Annotated in this window: 15 protein-coding genes; 11 read left to right on the plus strand and 4 right to left on the minus strand. The window is 61.5% G+C overall.

What is annotated here, in order from left to right; all coding sequences use genetic code 11:
- Positions 1 to 21: 21 nt before the first annotated feature.
- Positions 22 to 1,251, minus strand: a complete 1,230-nt coding sequence (locus tag ACSSVG_RS17480) for a DNA recombination protein RmuC (RefSeq protein ID WP_231341897.1) — start codon at positions 1,249 to 1,251, stop codon at positions 22 to 24.
- Positions 1,252 to 1,362: 111 nt separating this feature from the next.
- On the opposite strand from ACSSVG_RS17480, the gene ychF reads away from it, so the two are divergent.
- The gene (gene ychF, locus ACSSVG_RS17485; protein ID WP_492415752.1) at positions 1,363 to 2,448 is read left to right on the plus strand and encodes a redox-regulated ATPase YchF; all 1,086 of its coding nucleotides are present in this window, start codon (positions 1,363 to 1,365) and stop codon (positions 2,446 to 2,448) included.
- Positions 2,449 to 2,589: 141 nt separating this feature from the next.
- Here the strand turns inward: ychF and ACSSVG_RS17490 are convergent, their stop codons facing one another.
- On the minus strand, positions 2,590 to 2,778 hold the full coding sequence (locus tag ACSSVG_RS17490; protein WP_492415753.1) for a hypothetical protein: 189 nt from the start codon (positions 2,776 to 2,778) through the stop codon (positions 2,590 to 2,592).
- Here ACSSVG_RS17490 and ACSSVG_RS17495 point away from each other — a divergent pair.
- The 5 genes from ACSSVG_RS17495 (at position 2,777) to ACSSVG_RS17515 (ending at position 8,957) form a co-directional block, all read left to right on the plus strand.
- A complete protein-coding gene (locus ACSSVG_RS17495) occupies positions 2,777 to 3,244 on the plus strand; it encodes an SRPBCC domain-containing protein (RefSeq protein WP_492415754.1) in 468 nt (155 codons plus the stop codon). The two genes, ACSSVG_RS17490 and ACSSVG_RS17495, sit on opposite strands and share 2 nt — an antisense overlap.
- A gap of 322 nt (positions 3,245 to 3,566) precedes the next feature.
- Positions 3,567 to 5,249 carry a peptide ABC transporter substrate-binding protein gene (locus ACSSVG_RS17500; protein ID WP_231341901.1) on the plus strand — a complete coding sequence of 561 codons (1,683 nt, stop codon included), beginning with the start codon at positions 3,567 to 3,569 and terminating at the stop codon, positions 5,247 to 5,249.
- A 124-nt stretch (positions 5,250 to 5,373) separates the two neighbouring features.
- Positions 5,374 to 6,303: an ABC transporter permease gene (locus tag ACSSVG_RS17505; RefSeq protein ID WP_026539948.1), complete on the plus strand. Its 930-nt coding sequence runs from the start codon at positions 5,374 to 5,376 to the stop codon at positions 6,301 to 6,303.
- Positions 6,293 to 7,237 carry an ABC transporter permease gene (locus ACSSVG_RS17510; protein ID WP_090818045.1) on the plus strand — a complete coding sequence of 315 codons (945 nt, stop codon included), beginning with the start codon at positions 6,293 to 6,295 and terminating at the stop codon, positions 7,235 to 7,237. Before ACSSVG_RS17505 ends, ACSSVG_RS17510 begins: the two co-directional genes overlap by 11 nt.
- Positions 7,238 to 7,247: 10 nt before the next feature.
- Positions 7,248 to 8,957 (plus strand): ABC transporter ATP-binding protein, encoded by a 1,710-nt coding sequence (locus tag ACSSVG_RS17515; protein ID WP_231341902.1) that lies wholly within the window; start codon positions 7,248 to 7,250, stop codon positions 8,955 to 8,957.
- A gap of 99 nt (positions 8,958 to 9,056) precedes the next feature.
- Here ACSSVG_RS17515 and ACSSVG_RS17520 read toward each other — a convergent pair whose 3' ends face one another.
- Positions 9,057 to 10,037 (minus strand): SGNH/GDSL hydrolase family protein, encoded by a 981-nt coding sequence (locus ACSSVG_RS17520; protein WP_492415755.1) that lies wholly within the window; start codon positions 10,035 to 10,037, stop codon positions 9,057 to 9,059.
- Positions 10,038 to 10,197: 160 nt separating this feature from the next.
- On the opposite strand from ACSSVG_RS17520, the gene typA reads away from it, so the two are divergent.
- Together typA and ACSSVG_RS17530 are read left to right on the plus strand one after the other, a co-directional pair.
- Positions 10,198 to 12,114 (plus strand): translational GTPase TypA, encoded by a 1,917-nt coding sequence (typA, locus tag ACSSVG_RS17525; protein ID WP_089595701.1) that lies wholly within the window; start codon positions 10,198 to 10,200, stop codon positions 12,112 to 12,114.
- Between the two features lie 33 nt (positions 12,115 to 12,147).
- The gene (locus ACSSVG_RS17530) at positions 12,148 to 12,564 is read left to right on the plus strand and encodes a hypothetical protein (protein ID WP_231341904.1); all 417 of its coding nucleotides are present in this window, start codon (positions 12,148 to 12,150) and stop codon (positions 12,562 to 12,564) included.
- Here the strand turns inward: ACSSVG_RS17530 and ACSSVG_RS17535 are convergent.
- On the minus strand, positions 12,482 to 12,748 hold the full coding sequence (locus ACSSVG_RS17535) for a putative acetyltransferase (RefSeq protein WP_492415756.1): 267 nt from the start codon (positions 12,746 to 12,748) through the stop codon (positions 12,482 to 12,484). The genes ACSSVG_RS17530 and ACSSVG_RS17535 overlap by 83 nt on opposite strands.
- Before the next feature lie 134 nt (positions 12,749 to 12,882).
- Here ACSSVG_RS17535 and fdxA point away from each other — a divergent pair, with 134 nt between their 5' ends.
- The 3 genes from fdxA to ACSSVG_RS17550 all read left to right on the plus strand — a co-directional run bounded on the left by fdxA (position 12,883) and on the right by ACSSVG_RS17550 (position 15,888).
- Positions 12,883 to 13,209, plus strand: a complete 327-nt coding sequence (fdxA, locus tag ACSSVG_RS17540) for a ferredoxin (protein ID WP_024817464.1) — start codon at positions 12,883 to 12,885, stop codon at positions 13,207 to 13,209.
- Between the two features lie 14 nt (positions 13,210 to 13,223).
- Positions 13,224 to 14,372: a succinyldiaminopimelate transaminase gene (gene dapC, locus ACSSVG_RS17545; protein WP_269215830.1), complete on the plus strand. Its 1,149-nt coding sequence runs from the start codon at positions 13,224 to 13,226 to the stop codon at positions 14,370 to 14,372.
- A 232-nt stretch (positions 14,373 to 14,604) separates the two neighbouring features.
- A complete protein-coding gene (locus tag ACSSVG_RS17550; protein ID WP_144648484.1) occupies positions 14,605 to 15,888 on the plus strand; it encodes a citrate synthase in 1,284 nt (427 codons plus the stop codon).
- Positions 15,889 to 15,940: the final 52 nt, after the last annotated feature.

The raw sequence follows: 15,940 nt of genomic DNA on the forward strand, positions 1-15,940 counted from the left end.
GGCCCACTGCGGGCCAGTGCGTTAAGCCGCAGACTCTTCGGCGTCCTCGGCCAGCAGTTCAGGGGCTGCCAAGGCCCGTGGGACTGCCTCTACTGACATGGGCGCGGCAAGGCCGGCATCGTCCATGGTGTTGAGCTTTCGTGCCGTCGGGAGGACACGGGCTTCAAGGGTTCCTACCATCGCGTTGTAACGATCTACGGACGTCTTCAGCGAGCTACCCAGCTTGCCGACATTTTCACCAAGTGTCCCCATGCGCTCGTAGAGCTGCTTGGCGAGCTCGAACAGCTCGTGGGCGCTGTCCGTGAGCACATCCTGGCGCCAGGTGAACGCCACCGACTTGAGGACGGCCAACAAGGTTCCAGGCGACGCCAATACGACATTCCGGGAGAGGGCATATTCCAGCAGGGCCGGGTCTGCCTCGAGGGCTGACGCCAGGATGGATTCTGCCGGAAGGAAGCAGATCACCAATTCGGGTGAGTTCCCCGGGATGTCCCAGTACTTTTTGCCCGCCAAAGCATCGATATGGGCTTTCAGGGCTTTGGCGTGGTGCGCCAGCAACGTCTTTGAGTCATGGTTGCTGGCGGGTGCTACGGATTCACCAAAGGACCCGTCGCCGTGCAGCTGTTCCTGGGCTGCGAGGTAGGATCCCAGCGGCACCTTGGCGTCCACTACCAGTTGTTTGCCGCCGGGCAGCTGGACCACAAGGTCAGGGCGCAGCGTGTTCTCGGTTCGGCCGGAATGAACCTGCTCATGGAAGTCCACGTGCCGCAGCATTCCCGAGGCTTCCACTACCCGGCGGAGCTGAACTTCGCCCCACTGCCCACGAGCGCTGTTGGAGCGAAGGGCGGATGCCAGGGCGTGCGTCGACCGCAGGAGTTGTTCATCTGACAGACGGGCGTCCTGCAGTTGCTGCGCAAGCTGTCCGTACTGTTCCACCCGATCGCGTTCCAGTAGGGAAACCTGCTGCTGGACTGCCGTCAATTTCTCAGCCACAGGAGCGAGCGCACGCAGGACGCTGCCATCCCCGTTCCTCGAAGCAGTCAACTCCCGGTTCTGGGTGAACAAAAGCCGGCGTTCGGCGTCGGCCGCTGCCAGCTGCGCGGTCACCTCCGAGAGGCGCGACGAAACGGCGTCGAAATCTTCCTCCAGGCCAGCACCCCGGCGCCGAAAGACGACATAGCCAGCCCCCAGACCCACGGCGGCGCCGATCAGCAGCATGAGCAGGGCCAAAACCAATCCAAATCCATCCATGAGGCAACCCTGTCACAGGGGTACGACAGTTTTAGTGAAGGGACCGTCCGGGGCGCCCGCCGCAAGCACGAACAAGCACTGACAAGGTTCCAGCAGGTAGAATCTATGCTCGTGGCTCTTACTATTGGCATCGTCGGACTGCCCAACGTCGGCAAATCAACCCTTTTCAACGCACTGACCCGTAATCAGGTGCTCGCCGCGAACTATCCGTTCGCGACGATCGAGCCGAACGTCGGTGTGGTCAACCTGCCGGATCCGCGTCTGGCGAAGCTGGCCGAAATCTTCGGTTCGCAGAAGTTGCTGCCGGCTCCGGTGTCCTTTGTGGACATCGCCGGGATCGTGAAGGGCGCCTCGGAGGGCGAAGGGCTCGGCAATAAGTTCCTCGCCAACATCCGCGAAGCAGAGGCCATCGCACAGGTCGTCCGCGTGTTCGATGACCCCGATGTGATCCATGTGGATGGCAAGGTTGACCCGGGCTCCGACATGGAGACCATCAACACCGAACTGATCCTGGCCGATCTTCAGACCATCGAAAACGCCATCCCGCGTATCGAAAAAGAAGTCAAGATCAAGAAGCGCGAAGCTGCCGAGCTTGCAGCCATCAAGGCCGCCCAAGCGGTCCTGGAACGCGGTGACACGATCTTCTCGTCGATCAAGAGCGACAAGCTGGAGATGGGACACCTCAAGGAACTCGGACTCCTGACCGCCAAACCCTTCATCTACGTCTTCAATGCGGACGAGGGCATTCTTGGAGACCCGGCGAAGCAGGACGAACTGCGGGCTCTGGTTGCCCCTGCTGACGCCATTTTCCTTGACGCAAAGCTGGAATCAGACCTCGTTGAACTGGACGAGGAAGAAGCCCGCGAGATGCTGGAAATGAACGGGCAGACCGAATCCGGCCTGGACCAGTTGGCGCGCGTCGGTTTCCACACTCTTGGCCTGCAGACCTACCTGACGGCCGGCCCCAAAGAAACCCGGGCCTGGACCATCCGCCAGGGTGACACTGCGCCGCAGGCCGCCGGCGTGATCCACTCCGACTTCCAGCGTGGCTTCATCAAGGCCGAAGTTGTGTCCTTCGACGACCTGATCGACGCCGGTTCCATGTCAGAGGCGAAGTCCCGCGGCAAGGTCCGTATTGAAGGCAAAGAGTACGTGATGGCCGACGGCGATGTCGTGGAGTTCCGCTTCAACGTGTGATCCGGTCGGGGCCCAAGTAATCTGTGGCGCCTCAGAAGGCCGCGGGCGATGAAGTTCTATACTTCATCGCCCGCGGCCTTCTCCGTTGCCCGGATCAGCGATGTCCAGCATGGATTACAACGCTGTCCAGCAACGAGCCTGTTAAGAATCGACCGGCTTCGTGCCTTTTTGCTCTTGTTCAGTGTCTGGATTGTCGTGTGTCTTTTTGGGGATCTTGCCCTCAACATCAGCCGGGATGGGCGGATCCTTTTCTTCATCAGTAGACATCCGCCCAGCATAATAGGTCAGGACGTCGCGGCCTCCAGTACCAGCAACTTCAAGGAGAACCATGAATCGTGATCTTGACCTCGTTATCGAGAGGGTCATTCGTGCGTCGCGGGCCACCGTTTGGAGCGCTTGGACAACGCCTGAACTTTTCGAGCGGTGGTGGATTCCCGAGCCTTACACGTGCAGGTTGGAGTCGTTCGCACCGCATGCTGGCGGGGGCTTCGTAACTTCCATGAGCGAGGACGGTTCTGCGTTCGTTCCACACATGGACGCAGCTTTCCTCGTTGTTGATCAGGGGGAGCGACTGGTGTTTACCAATGCCGTAGACAGCAGCCTTAGGCCCGCCCGACCCATGCCCGTCGCGGTCACGGGAGAGGTCACCTTCACAGACCACACAGAGGGAACCTTGTACCGGATCGTCGCGCGTCACGGGGATCCGGAGTCGCGCGCACAGCATGAGCAGCTTGGCTTGCAGGAGGGCTGGAGCTTGGTGACAGGACAATTGGCAACTTTGGCCGAGCGGCAGTAGCCGCTACGGCAAAGACTTTCCCAGGTGTGGGACAGGGCCCTGGTTCCATGGAATCGGGGCCCTTCTTTGCCTAGAAATCGTCCTGTCCTGCTGTCAGACAGCGAATATTACCACCGAGTAGCGTTTGACTTGAAATCCGCGTCAATTTAGGCATGTGTAGGTTGCGGAACGGTTACAGTTTGGCCAGCATGTCCCATCATCCGGACACAATGTGGGTAGGCTTACACTCACATGTAGGCAACGTCACAGTAGGAAACTGTGCCTGTGCCTGGGGGAAATCACGAATTTTCCCTGCTCAACTCCACGACTCATAGGAGGCGGAATGCGTTTCTCGCGCACTTCCAAAGCTCTAGGCGTAGCGGCGATCATCGCCCTCGCAGTGACCGGTTGCGGCGGCGGTGGCGGCACCAGCACAAACAGCTCTGCCGCAGCTGACCCGAACAAGGTCATTTCCGCATACAGCAACGAACCGCAGAACCCGCTGCTTCCGGCCAACACCAACGAGGTGTACGGTGGCCGCGTCGTCGAGCTGCTGTTCGAGGGCCTTCGCGCCTACGACTCGGACGGCAAGCCCGTTAACGCACTTGCGGAGTCGATTGAAACCACGGACTCGCAGAACTGGACCATCAAGGTCAAATCCGGATCCAAGTTCACCAACGGCGAGCCCGTCACGGCAAAGACGTTCGTTGACTCCTGGAACTTTGCCGCACTGAGCACCAACCTCCAGAACAACGGCTTCTTCTTCGAGTCCATCGAAGGCTACGCCGATGTCAGCGCAGTCACCGAGACCACCTCCGCCGACGGCAAGAAGACCTCGACGCCGGCCCCCACGGCACAGACCATGTCCGGCCTGGCTGCCACGGACGACCAGACCATTACGGTCAAGCTGACCCAGCCTGAAGCTGACTGGTCCTTGCGACTTGGATACTCCGCCTTCTACCCGCTTCCGTCAGAGGCCCTGAAGGATTCCAAGAAGTTCGGCGAGAACCCGATCGGCAACGGCCCCTACAAGTTCGAGAAGGAAGGTGCCTGGGTCCACGACCAGTCCATCTCCCTGGTCAAGAACGCCGACTACACCGGCCCGCGTGCTGCCAAGAACGGTGGCGTGACCTTCAAGTTCTACACCGATCCGGGCCCCGCGTACACGGATCTCCAGGCCGACAACCTCGACATCACGGACGTTGTTCCGTCGAACGCGTTGAAGACCTACACCACGGACTTCCCTGACCGTAACTCCACGCGCCCGAACGCCAACAACGCCACCCTGAACATCCCGGGCTACAACCCGAACTTCCAGGGTGAAGCCGGCCTCCTGCGTCGCCAGGCACTGTCTCACGCCATCAACCGCGAAGAGATCACCAAGGTCATCTTCAACGGCACGCGTACCCCGGCCACCGAGTTCACAGCTCCCGTGCTCGACGGCTACAACGACGCCATCCCCGGCAGCGACGTGCTGAAGTTCGACGCCCAGAAGGCAAAGGATCTCTGGGCCGAAGCCGAGAAGATCAAGCCGTACGACGGTTCCAAGCCGCTCCTGATCGCCTCCAACACTGACGGTGGCAACAAGGAATGGATCGACGCCGTAGCCAACGCTTTCAAGAACAACCTCGGCATCGAGGCCGAAATCCAGCCGTTCGCAAAGTTCGCTGAAGTTCTGGACCTCCGCAAGTCGCAGTCCCTCCCGGGCCTGACCCGCGCCGGCTGGCAGGGTGACTACCCGTCGCTCTATAACTTCCTCGGACCTGTGTGGCAAACCAACGCATCGTCCAACTACGAGAAGTACTCGAACCCCGAGTTCGACAAGCTCCTCAAGGAAGGCCTTGCAGCCAAGACTCCGGAAGACGCCAACAAGAAGTTCAACCAGGCGCAGGAGATCCTGTTCAAGGACCTCCCCGGCCTGCCGTTGTGGTACCGGGCAACCCCGATCGTGTGGAGCAACAACGTTGTCTCAGCTGAAACCGGCTGGAACGGCGGCGTCCGCTACTTCGACATCGAGGCCAAGTAGTCTCCAGGATCTGAACTTGCCTTAGGGCAAAGGGGGTCCGGCCAAAGCGCCGGGCCCCCCTTGCTTGCTTGGCAGGAAGGCACACATGACACACCAATGCCCCACCACCGGAGAGGGGTGACCCGTGGTTCGCTTCATTTTCCGTAGGCTCCTCCAGGTCATCCCGGTATTCCTGGGGACCACGCTCCTCGTCTACTACATGGTCTTCGCACTACCCGGCGACCCGATTGCTGCCCTCTTCGGGGATCGCCAGCCACCGCAGAGCGTCATCGACGCCCTCCGGGCCCAGTACAACCTGGACCAGCCATTCTGGGTTCAATATGGCCTCTTCATCAAGAACTTGTTTACCTTCAACCTTGGTGTTGACTTTACCCAGCAGCCCATCGCCGATTCCCTGGCCAGGGCCTTCCCCGTCACGGCAATGCTCGCCATCGAAGCGCTCATTATCCAGGCCGTGTTCGGCATCGCCTTCGGTGTCTTCGCTGGCCTCAAGAAGGGCAAGCTCTTCGACTCCACCGTCCTCGTCGTGTCGCTCCTGGTGATCGCCGTCCCGACCTTCGTGTTGGGCTTCGTCTTCCAGCTCGTGTTCGGCGTCCAACTAGGTTGGGCCAAACCTACGGTGGGTGCCAATGCCGACTGGGGCAACCTGATCCTCCCGGCGGTCGTGCTGGGGCTGGTGTCGTTTGCCTACGTCCTCCGACTGACACGCGCCTCCGTCAGCGAGAACATGAACGCGGACTACGTTCGTACGGCAACCGCGAAGGGTCTCTCCCGGCCCCGCGTCGTGATGGCCCACATTCTCAGGAACTCGTTGATCCCCGTGGTGACTTATCTGGGTGCCAACCTCGGCGGGCTCATGGGCGGCGCCATTGTCACCGAGGGCATCTTCAACGTGCCCGGTGTCGGTAACAAACTCTTCCAGGCCATCCAGCGAAGCGAGGGCCCCACCATCGTTGCGATCGTGAGCGTCCTGGTCCTTGTTTTCGTCATCACCAACCTCTTGGTTGACCTCCTGTACGCCTGGCTTGACCCGAGGATCCGCTATGACCAGTAATACTGAACACTTTGTGGCCCCCGTCGAGGAAACGCCGCTTCTGGCCACTGACGCTGTCAAGACAGATCAGGCGCCTCTGAGCCTTTGGGCCGATGCTTGGCGGAAGCTTCGCCGCCGTCCCATGTTCATCGTCTCCTCGCTGTTGATCCTGCTCCTGGTGATCGTTGCAGTCTTCCCGGGACTCTTCACCAGCGTGGAACCCAATAACGACTGCCAGCTGGCCAACTCCGAAGGTGCGCCCACTGCCGGCCACCCTCTGGGCTTCACCCTCCAGGGTTGCGACGTCTATTCCCGCGTGATCCACGGTACGCAGGCTTCCTTGTCTGTCGGAGTCCTGTCCGTGCTGGCCGTCGTACTGATTGGTGTCACCCTGGGTGCGTTGGCTGGTTACTACGGTGGCTGGCTGGACTCTGTCCTTGCACGTCTCGGCGACATTTTCTTCGCGCTGCCGATCATCCTCGGCGCCCTTGTTATCACCCAGTTGCCGTTGTTCCGGGAGAACAGGAGCGTTTGGACCGTGGTCCTGACCATATCCTTGCTCGCCTGGCCGCAAATGGCGCGTATCACCAGAGGTGCCGTCATCGAGGTGCGCAACGCGGATTTCGTCACCGCGGCCCGGTCCTTGGGTGTTTCCAAGTTTGGCGCACTGGTGAAGCACGCTTTGCCGAACGCCCTGGCGCCCGTGATTGTGCTTGCCACGTTGGAATTGGGCGTTTTCATCGTCCTGGAGGCCACGTTGTCCTTCCTCGGTGTCGGGCTGCCTGGCAGCGTGATGTCGTGGGGTAACGACATTTCCGCGGCGAACGCGTCCATCCGCACCAACCCCGGAATCCTGCTCTATCCGGCAGCCGCCCTGTCCATCACCGTCCTGAGCTTCATCATGCTTGGCGACGCCGTCCGCGATGCTCTTGATCCCAAGAGCCGTCAGCGCTAAGGAGGCGACCATGACTTCTGCCAACATCAGAATTGATGAAGCCACTGCACCCGTACGGCCCATCCTGGAGATCAAGGACCTGGCCATTACCTTCAAGACCGGATCCGGTGAGGTCAAAGCGGTCAAGAACGCGCACTTGTCCATCATGCCGGGCGAAACGGTCGCCATTGTGGGGGAGTCGGGTTCAGGAAAGTCGACGACGGCGCTGGCCGCCATCGGCCTTTTGCCCAACAACGGTCGCGTCTCGGGCGGACAGATCCTGCTCGACGGCGAAGACATTGCCCATGCGTCTGAAAAGCGCATGATCGAGCTGCGTGGCAGCCACATTGGCATGGTTCCCCAGGATCCGATGTCCAACCTGAACCCGGTATGGAAGATCGGCTACCAGGTTCGGGAAACCCTGAAGGCGAACGGTCGACCTGACGGCCCGGAAGACGTTGCCCGTGTCCTCGCTGAAGCCGGCCTTCCCGATGCTGCACGGCGCGCAAAGCAGTATCCGCATGAGTTCTCCGGTGGTATGCGCCAGCGTGCACTCATCGCCATCGGCCTGAGTTGCCAGCCCAAGCTCCTGATTGCGGATGAGCCGACGTCGGCACTGGATGTCACGGTGCAGCGTAGGATCCTGGACCACTTGGACAAGATGACCACTGAGCTCGGTACGTCCGTGCTGCTCATTACCCACGACCTCGGACTGGCTGCCGAGAGGGCCGACAAAGTCATCGTCATGTACCAGGGCAATGTTGTTGAGGCAGGTCCTTCGTTGGATCTGCTGCGCAACCCCCAGCACCCGTACACCCGTCGCCTGGTTGAGTCGGCTCCTTCCTTGGCTTCGCGCCGTATCCAGGTGGCCAAGGAGCAGGGTGTCGAAGCAGAAGATCTCCTGGCACCTGTGGCGGCTGCGAAGGACCGTGCCCAGGACGAGGTCCTCCAGATCAAGAACCTGCGCAAGATCTACAAACTGCGCCAGGGACTGGGGCAGACGTCCGATTTCGCTGCTGTTGACGATGTCAGCTTCAGCGTCAAGCGCGGGACCACGACGGCGATCGTGGGCGAGTCCGGCTCGGGCAAATCCACTGTTGCCAAGATGGTTCTCCAGCTTGAGAAGCCCACTGAGGGCCAGATCGTCTTCGACGGCGTGGATACCGCGGGGTTGAAGGGCAAGGAGCTGTTCAAGTTCCGTCGCCGCGTGCAGCCCATCTTCCAGGATCCGTACGGTTCCTTGGACCCGATGTACAACATCTTCAGGACCATCGAAGAGCCGCTGCGTGTGCACAAGATCGGGAATGCGGCCAGCCGCGAGAAGAAGGTCCGTGAGTTGTTGGACCAGGTGGCTTTGCCCCAGTCCATGATGCAGCGTTACCCCAACGAACTCTCGGGTGGCCAACGTCAGCGTATTGCCATTGCGCGCGCTCTGGCACTGGACCCCGAAGTCATCATTTGCGATGAGGCCGTCTCGGCGCTGGACGTCCTGGTGCAGGCGCAGGTGCTGAACCTGCTGGCTGACCTCCAGGACAACCTGGGCTTGACGTACTTGTTCATTACGCACGACCTCGCGGTGGTCCGCCAGATCGCGGACCACGTTTGCGTCATGGAAAAAGGCAAGCTGGTGGAGACGGGCAGCACGGACGATGTCTTCGACAACCCCCGTGAGGCTTACACCCAGGCTCTCCTGGACGCTATTCCTGGTGGTTCACTTCTGCTGCCGCCCGCAGTGGCCTGACCGGCGTCGAACGTTTGATCGCTGGATAGCGGCAGAGCCGGTGGTTCCCGAAAGGAAACCACCGGCTCTTGCTGTCTTATCTGCCCGTTGAGGGGCCCGCTACGGAGCGGGAGTCTTCGCCGGGGCCTCGTTGTCGGGGCGGGGCTTGAGACCCAATGCAGTGAGCTCACGGGCCAAGACCGCGCCAAGCTTGGCGTGCCCGGAGGGCTTCATGTGCACGCCGTCCTGGAGATCCTCAATTGCGTCGTAACGGGTGAGCCAATCACCAGTACTGACGAACGGGATTCCGTGCTTGGCAGCAATCCGCCCTAATAAGGCGTCCACTTCAGTGCGACGGCCCCCTCCGTTGCTTGCGCCGCGTGCCAAGGTTCCGATCACCGCCAAGGCAGCGCCGGGGTAGCGCTTCTTCAGGGCGGCCAACAATCGCTCGGCGTTACTGGCGATCTGTGCGTCGGTGGCCTTCTGCGAGGCGTCGTTGCCGCCCCCTTGCACCACAATCAGAGGGGGGTCGCCGTACGGCAGTATCCAGTCGCCGCGCTGCAATGCATCGATGTAGTTGCCTGTTTTACCGTTGGCGGCCACGAAACCGGTGCCGCCCATGCCCACCACGTGCAACTTGTATCCGAGGGCCGCGATGCCCTGCTGAGGCCACGAGTCCTTCGGCATCGACTGTGAATCGCCGATCAGCACGGCAGTGTGGCGAACATCAGCCAGCACCAGCTCGCTGCGGTTGTTGGCCGGGTTTTTGTAGAGCGAGCCAACGGGCAAGTCCAGGGCACTCGGTGACGGGGCCGTCCTTAAGGGCGAAGCGGCGGCGGCCGTCTGGGCAGGGCCGGGCGCGACGGAACGCGAAGGGGCAGGAACTGGGGTGGTTGGGCTTGGTCCGCAGCCTACCGACAGAACGCCGATGGCGATCAATGGTGCGAGCAGGCGGAACGCGGCCGAAGATTGTCGCATCGATTGGTCTCCGTGTGGCACTGGTTCTGCAGCAATCATGGGGCACGACGGCGGGAAAATCCAGCATCTGGAGTAGCGGTTACTAAAGCGTGACGATATGTGAGCAGTGCCACATTGCAGCATCGAATGGCTTGCTTTTTAGGCTGGGAAATGCAACTGCGTTTAGACTGGATGCAGGTGCCCTGTGTCCCGGGGTCTTTTCGCTGTGTGTTCCGATCAAGTCGATCAGGTATGCGCGCGGATACAAACAGCTGACTTCACCACTGAAACGAGTCATTAACGCATGTCTGAAACCATCACCAACACTGCGTCGCGGAGCGATCTGCGCAACGTCGCGATCGTCGCACACGTTGACCACGGTAAGACCACCCTGGTCGACGCCATGCTCAAGCAGACCAACTCCTTCGCTTCCCATGGTGAGGTTGAGGACCGTGTCATGGACTCCGGTGACCTGGAGCGCGAAAAGGGCATCACCATCCTCGCGAAGAACACCACGGTTGCCTACAACGGCCCGTCGTCCAACGGCGAGACCATCACCATCAACGTCATCGACACCCCCGGCCACGCCGACTTCGGTGGCGAGGTAGAGCGCGGTCTGTCCATGGTTGACGGCGTCGTCCTGCTGGTCGACTCCTCCGAGGGCCCCCTCCCGCAGACCCGCTTCGTGCTTCGCAAGGCACTTGCCGCGCACCTCCCGGTCATCCTCCTGGTCAACAAGACCGACCGTCCGGACGCCCGCATCGATGAGGTTGTCCACGAATCCATGGACCTGCTCCTCGGCCTCGCTTCGGACCTCGCGGACGAAGTTCCCGACCTGGACCTGGATAAGGTCCTCGAAGTTCCCGTCGTCTACGCTGCCGCCAAGGTTGGCCGTGCGTCCCTGGACCAGCCGGCTAACGGCTCGGCCCCGGAGAACGAGGACCTCGAGCCCCTCTTCAAGACCATCATTGAGCACATCCCGGCCCCGACCTACAACCCGGACGGCGTGCTGCAGGCACACGTGACCAACCTGGACGCTTCGCCGTTCCTTGGCCGCCTCGCCCTGCTCCGCATCTACAACGGAACCCTCCGCAAGGGCCAGACCGTTGCTTGGGCTCGTGCAAACGGTGAGCTCAAGAACGTCAAGATCACCGAACTGCTCGCCACCAAGGCTCTCACCCGTGTTCCTGCCGAATCCGCAGGCCCGGGCGAAATCGTCGCTGTGGCCGGCATCGAGGAAATCACCATTGGTGAAACCCTGACCGACGCCGAGAACCCGCAGCCGCTGCCGCTCATCACCGTGGACGATCCCGCGATCTCCATGACGATCGGTATCAACACCTCGCCGCTGGCCGGCAAGGTCAAGGGCGCCAAGGTCACGGCCCGCCAGGTGAAGGATCGCCTGGACAAGGAACTGATCGGTAACGTCTCCATCAAGGTCCTCCCCACCGAGCGTCCCGACGCCTGGGAAGTCCAGGGCCGTGGCGAGCTCGCGCTGGCCATCCTGGTTGAGCAGATGCGTCGCGAAGGCTTCGAGCTGACCGTCGGCAAGCCGCAGGTGGTCACCAAGACCATCGACGGCAAGCTGCACGAGCCGATGGAACACATGACCATCGATGTGCCTGAGGAATACCTGGGCGCCGTCACGCAGCTCATGGCTGCCCGCAAGGGCCGCATGACCAACATGGCCAACCACGGCACCGGCTGGTGCCGCATGGAGTTCATCGTCCCTGCGCGTGGCCTGATTGGTTTCCGTACCCGGTTCCTGACGGACACCCGTGGCGCCGGTATCGCTGCTTCCATCTCCGAGGGCTACGAGCCGTGGGCCGGACCGATCGAATACCGTACCAACGGTTCGATGATTGCAGACCGTGCCGGCGTTGTGACGCCGTTCGCCATGATCAACCTCCAGGAGCGCGGTTCCTTCTTCGTGAAGCCCACCTCCGAGGTTTACGAAGGCATGATTGTCGGCGAGAACTCCCGCGCTGATGACATGGACGTCAACATCACCAAGGAAAAGAAGCTCACCAACATGCGTGCCGCTTCCTCCGACACCTTCGAAAACCTGACGCCGCCGCGTGATCTCACCCTCGAAGAGTCCCTCGAATTCGCCCGCGAAGACGAGTGCGTCGAGGTAACCCCGGATGCCATCCGTATCCGTAAGGTCATCCTGGACTCCAACGAGCGCGCCAAGGCCAACCGCGCCCGCGCCAAGTCCTAGCCTGCACTGACTGACACAGTCAGGAACAGCTGAATGAAGAGAGGAGCCGCCGGTACGGTTCGTGGCATTGCCGCGGCCGTACTGGCGGCTCTTTTCGTTGCCACGGCAGGTACGGCCCTGCACCGCCAAGCAGCGTCAATGGCCGGCGTCGAGGTTCCGTGGGGCGTTGTGGCGGCACTGGTGCTGTTGGCCTCCGTGCAGTTGTGGTTGGCCGCCTGGTCGCGCTCGATACTGCCGACGGCGGTATCCGGCGTGGTGAGCTACGCCGCGGTCGGCGTCCTGTCATCCGCGGGACCGGCCAAACAGTTGGTCCTCGGCGACGCCGTGGGCAATGTATGGGTCTTCGGCATCGCAGCAGTGACACTGGTCATGCTGGTGGTGGCGAGCCGCCTTCGCGCCGGACAGCCTGCCGCCGCGGCGGTGGCGGTGGAACCTCTTTTGCCGCGATGACCATCGCCAGGGGAATTTCGACGTCGGACGTGCGGGTCCGTACCGTGCAACTGTTCTCGCTGGTGTCCAGAAGGTAGCCCAATGCGTCCGTCAGGCCGTCGTCGACCCTGTAACGGACCACCACCCGGATACCTGGCTCTGCAGTGAGGAGGAACTGTCTGGGCGGCAAATGCGGGGGAGTCACCGTTTCATACTAAGACGCGGGCTAGGTTGGCGTTAGCGGACTGTTGGATAATAGGCTCGGAAGTTGAGTGTCCGGCATGATGCCGGCAGTATTACCCGGCCATCGCCGGGACAAACCGTGGAGAGGTCTGGGACGTGACGTACGTAATCGCGCAGCCGTGTGTGGATGTCAAGGACAAGGCATGTATTGAAGAGTGCCCTGTCGACTGCATTTACGAAGGTGAGCGTTCCCTCTACATCCACCCCGATGAATGTGTCGACTGTGGTGCCTGTGAACCCGTGTGCCCGGTTGAGGCCATTTACTACGAGGATGACACCCCGGAAGAGTGGGCTGACTACTACAAGGCCAACGTCGAGTTCTTTGACGACCTTGGCTCTCCGGGCGGAGCTGCCAAAATTGGCAACACAGGCAAGGACCACCCGTTCATTTCGGCACTGCCCCCGCAGAACCAAGACCACTAAGGGCGGTACCTGCTTTGATTTCTGCGGCACCGGCTTTCGGCCTGAACCTGCCTGACTACCCGTGGGAGGCCATGGCGCCGTATGTCGCCACGGCCGCCAAGCACCCGGGCGGTGCAGTGAATCTTTCCATTGGTACGCCTGTGGACCCCACCCCGGGGCTGATCCGTGATGCCCTTGCCGCCGCTGCGGACGCCCATGGCTATCCCACAGTTCATGGCACAGAAGCACTGCGGCAGGCCGTGGTGGATTGGTTCGCCAGCCGCCGCGGCGTCCCGGGCTTGGACCCCAAGGACGTCATGCCGACGGTGGGTTCCAAGGAGCTGGTGGCCTGGCTGCCGTTCTTGCTCGGCCTCAGCGCCGGGGATGTTGTTGTGCGTCCTACGGTTGCTTACCCGACGTACGACATTGGCGCTTCACTGGCAGGCGCCACGGCCGTGGCTGCCGACGACCTGGATGAACTGGATGCTGCCACCCGCGCGAAGGTCCGCTTGGTGTGGATCAACTCGCCGGGCAATCCCACCGGCAGTGTCCGGGACGTGGAATCGCTCCGCAGGATCGTGAGCCAGGCCCGCGAACTCGGTGCCGTGGTGGCCTCGGACGAATGCTACGCAGAGCTCGGCTGGGGCGAATGGGACGCCCAGCGCGGGGGAGAAGCTGTGCCCAGCATCCTGGATCCCCGCGTCACAGGTGGGTCCACCGACGGCCTGTTGTGCGTGTACTCGTTGAGCAAGCAGTCCAACCTGGCCGGCTACCGTGCCGCCTTCGTGGCCGGCGACTCGACGATCATGGCCAATCTGGTCAACAGCCGCAAGCATGCCGGCATGATTGTTCCCTTCCCCGTGCAGGAAGCGATGCGCGTTGCTTTGGGTGATGCGAGCCATGTTCTGGCCCAAAAGGATCTGTACCGTGGGCGCCGCGAGAGAATCGTGCCCGCGCTGGAAAAGTTCGGATTGCAGATCCACGAATCCAAGGCCGGCCTTTACCTGTGGTCGACTGCCGGTGAGGCAACCTGGGACACGGTGGCTCGTTTCGCCGAGCTTGGCATCGTGGTCGGTCCCGGAGTTTTCTATGGCGACGCCGGCAATGGCTTCATCCGTGTCGCCCTCACGGGAAGCGACGAACGAATCGACACCGCTGTGGACCGACTTGGGTCCAGCGCATAACAATGCTGTGACTTGCACCACTAACAGCGTCATTCCGCCAGTAACCGGACGGCACGGATTAGTTCCGTAGGGTTACTGGCGGTAGCTTTTTAACTGACTATCAATGGTGGCCTTCACTAAGAAAGCACTTCGGCCGTTGGAGCCCTGCAACAGTAGGGCCGAAGGCGGCGGCACCAGAAGTTGGTTGGACAAGCGTTCGATAGAGGCCCAAAGGCCTCATGAAGGGGACTCCATGACTGAGACCACCAGCGCAACACTGCGCCATGCCGGCGGCGAACTCGAACTGCCGCGCATCCAGGTTGTAGAAGGAAACGAAGGCTACGACGTTTCCAAGCTGCTGAAGCAGACGGGCGCCGTTGCCTATGACCCCGGCTTCATGAACACAGCGGCCACCACCTCGGCCATTACCTACATCGACGGCGACGCAGGCATCCTGCGCTACCGCGGCTACCCGATCGAGCAGCTCGCGCAGCACTCGAGCTTCCTCGAAGTTTCCTACCTGCTGATCTACGGCAACCTTCCCACCCCCACGGAGCTGGAAGAGTTCGATCAGCGCATCCGCCGCCACACGCTCCTGCATGAAGAGCTCAAGGGCTTCTTCGGCGGGTTCCCGCGCGACGCACACCCCATGCCGGTACTGTCCTCGGCTGTTTCGGCATTGTCCACGTTCTACCAGGACTCGCTGGATCCGTTCAACGCGGAGCACGTGGAAGTTTCCACCATCCGCCTCATGGCCAAGCTGCCCGTCATTGCCGCTTACGCCCACAAGAAGTCCATCGGCCAGCCGATGCTCTACCCGGACAACTCCATGAACCTGGTGGAGAACTTCCTGCGTCTGAGCTTCGGCCTCCCGGCTGAGCAGTACGAAATGGATCCGGTAGTCGTCAAGGCGCTGGACCTGCTGCTCATCCTGCACGCTGACCACGAGCAGAACTGTTCCACGTCCACCGTGCGTTTGGTGGGTTCGTCCAACGCGAACCTCTTCGCGTCGGTGTCCGCCGGCATCAACGCACTCTTCGGACCCGCCCACGGTGGAGCCAACGAGGCCGTGCTGAAAATGCTCCGCCAGATCCAGGCCGACGGCATCAAGCCCGAGGATTACATGGAGAAGGTCAAGAACAAGGAAGACGGCGTCCGCCTCATGGGCTTCGGACACCGCGTGTACAAGAACTACGATCCCCGCGCCAAGATCATCAAGGCAACGGCCCACGAAGTTCTCGGCAAGCTCGGCGGCAACGACGAACTGCTGGACATCGCCATGCGCCTCGAAGAGAAGGCCCTGGCTGACGACTACTTCATCCAGCGCAAGCTCTACCCGAACGTCGACTTCTACACCGGCCTCATCTACAAGGCCATGGGCTTCCCGGAGAAGATGTTCACCGTGTTGTTCGCCATCGGGCGCCTCCCGGGCTGGATTGCCCAGTGGCGCGAAATGATCAACGACCCCCAGACCAAGATCGGCCGCCCGCGGCAGCTCTACACAGGGGAGCCGGAGCGCAACTACCCGGCCAACTAGTACCAGGCCTTATAACGACGGCGGCCGCCCACCTCGCGCGAGGTGGGCGGCC

The organism is Paenarthrobacter sp. E2MeOHC11 (assembly GCF_058744955.1).